Source organism: Kitasatospora sp. NPDC004240, assembly GCF_053603215.1.
The window spans coordinates 1-4,766 of the sequence record NZ_JBSGFD010000357.1 but is presented as its reverse complement, the minus strand read 5'-3'; the positions used below and the strand labels follow the sequence as shown (position 1 = coordinate 4,766).

Annotated in this window: 3 protein-coding genes; 1 reads left to right on the top strand and 2 read right to left on the bottom strand. The window is 75.3% G+C overall.

Going from position 1 to position 4,766, the window contains the following annotated elements; genetic code table 11:
- Positions 1-92 precede the first annotated feature (92 nt).
- Positions 93-1,505 carry a BTAD domain-containing putative transcriptional regulator gene (locus tag ACWEQL_RS41075; protein WP_452156520.1) on the bottom strand — a complete coding sequence of 471 codons (1,413 nt, stop codon included), beginning with the start codon at positions 1,503-1,505 and terminating at the stop codon, positions 93-95.
- A 402-nt stretch (positions 1,506-1,907) separates the two neighbouring features.
- On the opposite strand from ACWEQL_RS41075, the gene ACWEQL_RS41070 reads away from it, so the two are divergent.
- Positions 1,908-3,110, top strand: a complete 1,203-nt coding sequence (locus ACWEQL_RS41070) for an FAD-dependent oxidoreductase (protein ID WP_452156518.1) — start codon at positions 1,908-1,910, stop codon at positions 3,108-3,110.
- Positions 3,111-3,341: 231 nt separating this feature from the next.
- Here the strand turns inward: ACWEQL_RS41070 and ACWEQL_RS41065 are convergent, their stop codons facing one another.
- Positions 3,342-4,118: a hypothetical protein gene (locus ACWEQL_RS41065; protein WP_452156516.1), complete on the bottom strand. Its 777-nt coding sequence runs from the start codon at positions 4,116-4,118 to the stop codon at positions 3,342-3,344.
- Positions 4,119-4,766: the final 648 nt, after the last annotated feature.

Below are 4,766 nucleotides of genomic sequence, written 5' to 3'. Positions count from 1 at the left end.
AAGGAGCCATGGCGGAGCCCTGGTGACCGAGGAGAAACCGTCCGGGCGACAGCCATCGGCCCGCGACGCCGCACCCCTATTGCCGGTCGGTCTTATTCGGGAGTGTTCGAAAGGAGGGCGGAGATCGGCCAGGCGGGACGGCCCACCAAACGGCTCGCGGCCCGGCGCAGGGCGCGCGGCTGATGGTCGCACGCGGCGGCCAGGGCCCGGGCCGCGTCCGGTTCCCGGGCCAGGCGCCAGGAGCCCAGGGTGCGGGACAACAGCTCGATCCCCTCGTCGGGGGTCATCCGGCCGACGGTGACGGTGTGGCCACCGGGCAGCGGTCCGGCGGCGGTGACGAGAGCCGCGCTGCCGGGCCCGGCCGGAAGCAGCGGGCGGACCTGCTCGGCACCGACGGCGCCGTCGAGCAGCACCAGGACGCGCCGTCCGGCGAGCAGCCGGAGGTAGAGCGCGCGCAGATCGGCGAGGCCCGGCGGGACGGCCTGCTCCTCGACGCCCAGGGCCCGTACGAAGCCGCCCAGGACGGCCGCCGGGTCCGTGCCGGGTGATGCCCCGCCCAAGGCTGCGTGGAGCTGGCCGTCCGGATAGCCGAGGGCGAGCCGGTGGGCGGCGTGGACGGCGAGCGCGCTCTTGCCGTAGCCGGACGGCCCGGTGACGGTGACCCAGTGAGGGCCCGGCGCGGCCAGAACGTCGGCGACCTCGGTCACCAGATCCGCCCGGCCGGTGAAGTCGGCTATATCGGACGGGAGTTGGAACGGTCGGCGGACCGGCCGGGGGGCGGTCCGGGAGGCCCAGGGCGTCCAGCTCGCGAGGTCCGGGGACCGGCCACGGATGCGTGCCGCCAGAGCCGCCGCCTCGCCGCCGGGGGCGGAGCCGGCGAGCAGGGCGAGGGCCTGCTCGGTGCGGCCGGCCCGGGCCAGCGCGAGCGCGTGGGGGACGACGGTGGCCGGCTCCGGCCCGGGCTCCGCGGCGAGGGCCAGTTCGAGTTCGACGTCGAGTTCGAGTCGGGCCAGCCGGGCCTCGTCCCTGCGCCCGGCCAGCATCCGGCGGTCGTGCTCGGCGAACGGGCCCGGCACGCCGTCCAGGGCCACCGGCGCGGACCAGCGGCCGAGCGCGGCCGTGAGCAGGGCGTGGGCCCGCTCGGGCTGCCGGTTCCGACGGGCGGCGGTGGCGGCGGCGAGCTCGGCGAGGAACACCGCACGGTCGATGTTCGCCGGGTCCGCCTCCAGCCGGTACGCCTTGCCGACGTGCCGCAGGACCTGGCCGCCCTCGATGGCGCCGTCCCCGCCGGCCAGGGTGGTGCGCAGCCGGTACATGGTGGCGGGCAGCCCCCTGGCCCGGTCCGGCGCCCCGTCCGCCTCCTCGCCCCAGACGCCGTCGATGATCTCCGCCACGGGCACCGGCCGCCCGGCGTGGGCGAGCAGGACGGCGAGCACCGCGCGGTCCCGGGCCCGGTTCAGCCGCAGCTCGCGATCGCCGCGCCGGGCCTTGAGCGATCCGAGCATGCTGAAGTGCAGCTCCAGCGGGATCCTCCTTACCCGACCGAATCCGACATCCGGTCATGTTACGGAGGCGATGGGCGCCGACAAGGGGGCCGGTCGGTATCACGCCATCGACCGCCGACCGTGGCGACCCCACCGAAGGCGGCGCGAGGCAGCCGGTTCGGCCCGACCTCTCGACCCGGCCGCCGAACCGCCGACGCGAAGACGGATGACGGCTCGGCCGGGCCCATGCGAGGGAACAGCCGGCGGTGGCCTCCCGTGGTCAGGCCGTGCACCCCCGGTGAGTCGCGGAGGCCGGTCGGACGGCGGCCGGTCCGGCAGGCCGTGGGAGAGACGGTACCGTCCGGGCTCGTCGGGGGCGGCGGAGCAGGCGTAGAGTGCCCGGACCGGAGGGGGAGGGACGGCATGCCGAAACGCCACGCCGTGGTGGTGGGGGCCGGAATCGGCGGTCTCACGGCCGCCATCGCACTGCGCCGCCGCCGCTGGCGGGTCACCGTCTGCGAACGTGCCCCCGAGCCCCCCACCACCGGTGCCGGCATCGGCCTCGCCCCCAACGCGCGGCGCGCGCTCGCGACCGTCGGCATCGACGCCGCCCGCGTCGCCGGGGACGCCGTCCCCACGACGATGGGCCTGCGCCGCTCGGACGGTCTGTGGCTCACCCGGGCCGCCACCGCCGAGATGGCGGCCCGCTACGGCACGGCCCCGATCGCCGTCCCACGCCCCGCCCTCACCGCGGCGCTGGCCGCCGTCCTGCCGCCGGAGGTCCTGCGCTACGGCACCGCCGTGACCGCGGTCGACGACGCCGCGGGCCACCCGACCGTCCGTACGGCCGCCGGCGAGGACCTCCCCGCCGACCTGGTCGTCGCCGCCGACGGCATCCACAGCCCGCTACGGCGCGCGTGCTTCCCCACCCACCCGGGCCTGCACTACATCGGCGAGACCGCCTGGCGGACCATCGTGGACGCGCCGGACCTCCGGATACCGGCCATGAGCGAGACCTGGGGCCGGGGCGAGCGGTTCGGCGTGACCCCGCTCTCCGACGGCCGGTTCTACCTCTACGCCACCGCGGTCGTCCCGGCCGGCACCCGGTCGGCCGACCCGCGTGCCGAACTCCGCCTGCGCTTCGGCGCATGGCACGACCCGATTCCGGCCCTGCTGGAACGCGTCGGCCGTCTCGATCCCGCTGATGTCCTCCAGAACGACCTCCACGACCTGGCCGCCCCGCTCCCGCGCCTGCACCACGGCCGGATCGCCTGGCTCGGCGACGCCGCCCACGCCATGGCGCCCAACCTCGGGCAGGGCGGCTGCCAGGCCATCGAGGACGCGGTGATCCTCGCCCACCTGCTGCCCGCCGGGGACGGCGGCGAGGCGCCGGACGCCGTCCCGGCCGCCCTCACCGCCTACACGGCCGCCCGCCGCGACCGCACCGAGGCCGTACGCGTCCGCGCCCGCCGGGTCGGCCGCCTGGGAGTCCTCCGCAACCCGCTCGCGGCGGCGGCCCGCGACCTCGCCCTCCGTGCCACTCCGGCCCGCCTGTCGCTGCGCATGATGGACGACCTCTTCAACGGCTTCCGCCTCCCCGGGGGGCAGGCCCCGGCGGCGGCCTGAGCCGACGATCCCACCCGCCCCCGGTTGCCGTGGACCCGGTTCAGCGGTCGGCCTCCGGCAGCGGGGACTCACCTCGCCGAGGGGGTGCGGAGGCCTCCGTACCCTCTCGGCCGGGGCGGGCCCGCCCGGCCCACACGGCCACCGAAGGTCGTGCCGCGCCCAGGCCGGCGAAGAAGGCACCGGGTCGGTCCGGGCCTTGACGGTCAGGCGCCCGCCCCCGCCCGGGCGGTGTCACTGCGATTCGGCGACCGGGCCGGCGGCGCCGGCCGGCGCGGGCCGGGTGAGCGGCCGTCGCAGGAGTGTGCGGGAGCGCGCGAAGGCGTCGATGTCGGAGGCGAGTTCGAGTGCGGCGGCGATCCAGGCGGCGCCGAAGGCCCAGACGGAGAGCCACTCGCAGAGGTACAGGGGCTGGACCGGCCAGTCCCTGCCGATACCGCTGGTCCCGGCGGCCACGGCCAGTCCGATGAGGACCAGGATGAGCACGCCGGCCGTCAGATAGGCGCGGCCGAGCCACGGCTTCCGCTCGAAGCGGGGAGTACGGAAGGAACGGATGCAGAACATCGCCAGGACGAACAGCAGCAGTCCGGCGAGGACGAGGTGGAGCACGCCGATCACGGCCTGGAAGGCCGACGCGTTCCGCGGGGCGGTCGGGAACAGGGCCACACCGAGGGCGCACAGGCCTGCCGCCGTGCTCCAGCGGTCGTCGCGGCGGTCGAAGCGGTAGCACACCAGGAACACCCCGAGTGCGCACAGACCGCCGACGAAGACGTTCCGCGTGCTGGTGTAGTACGAGCCGCTCATCGAGCCGGGCCAGAAGCCTGCCGTGCCGAGGCCCCTGAACTCGGCGAATAGCCAGTTGCCCAGTGGCAGCGCGAGCGGGAGGAGGACGCCTATCAGGCCGACGCCCAGACGCAGACGCATGACCGTCCGCGCGTCCTGCGTGGTGCCGTCCCGGGCGTCGAGCGTGTCGCGCCGCTGGTCCCTCTCCATCTGCCGGTCATGGGTCACGGCTGTCTCCTCGCCATCCGGGCGGACACCGTTCCTCCAGCCGGCCCCACGCGTGAGCACGGAGTGGGCGGGCTGGGACGGTGCCGGGTAGGGCCGCCTGCACAGCGGCTGTCCACTGGTGTACCCGCGCCATGACGCGCAGTCACATCACGGATCGGCCGATTCCGGCGCGGTCGCCGAGGTGGCCGCGGAGCGGCTGCGTCCTCGCGGCGGGCCACGGCCCGGCCGCCCCGGCGGTGACCGGCCGGTCGTGCCGGTGGGCAGGCGTGGGCGGCCGGGCCGGGGTGAGTTGTTCCGGACGCGAAAGAGGAGTACTGTCGACCAGTCGCTCGGCAGGGAGCACCGGACACGCATCGGCGCGGACGGTCCCGGGGCGGCCAATCCCTGGAAACATCACTTCCCGTTTCGGGTTGGGCCTTGCTTTGCCTTTTCCGGCAACACGGCCCGGCCTTATTCGGCGTGCCCGTTTCCATGGATTGCGGCCGGATTCGCTTCTCGGAGCGGGGATCGGCTAGAGTTTGAAACGTCGGACGGGACATCAACTCCCGGAAGGCACCAGCGAATTGGATGAACGAAGCGCCGGAAACGGCACGGAGAACGTCTGATAGGCTGGGAACACGGAAGAACGAAGCGCCCGGAGGGCCCGCT

Excerpts from the sequence above, each read along its gene's own strand:
- ACWEQL_RS41075 (WP_452156520.1), bottom strand. The coding sequence starts at position 1,505 with ATGCTCGGATCGCTCAAGGCCCGGCGCGGCGATCGCGAGCTGCGGCTG.
- ACWEQL_RS41070 (WP_452156518.1), top strand. The coding sequence starts at position 1,908 with ATGCCGAAACGCCACGCCGTGGTGGTGGGGGCCGGAATCGGCGGTCTC.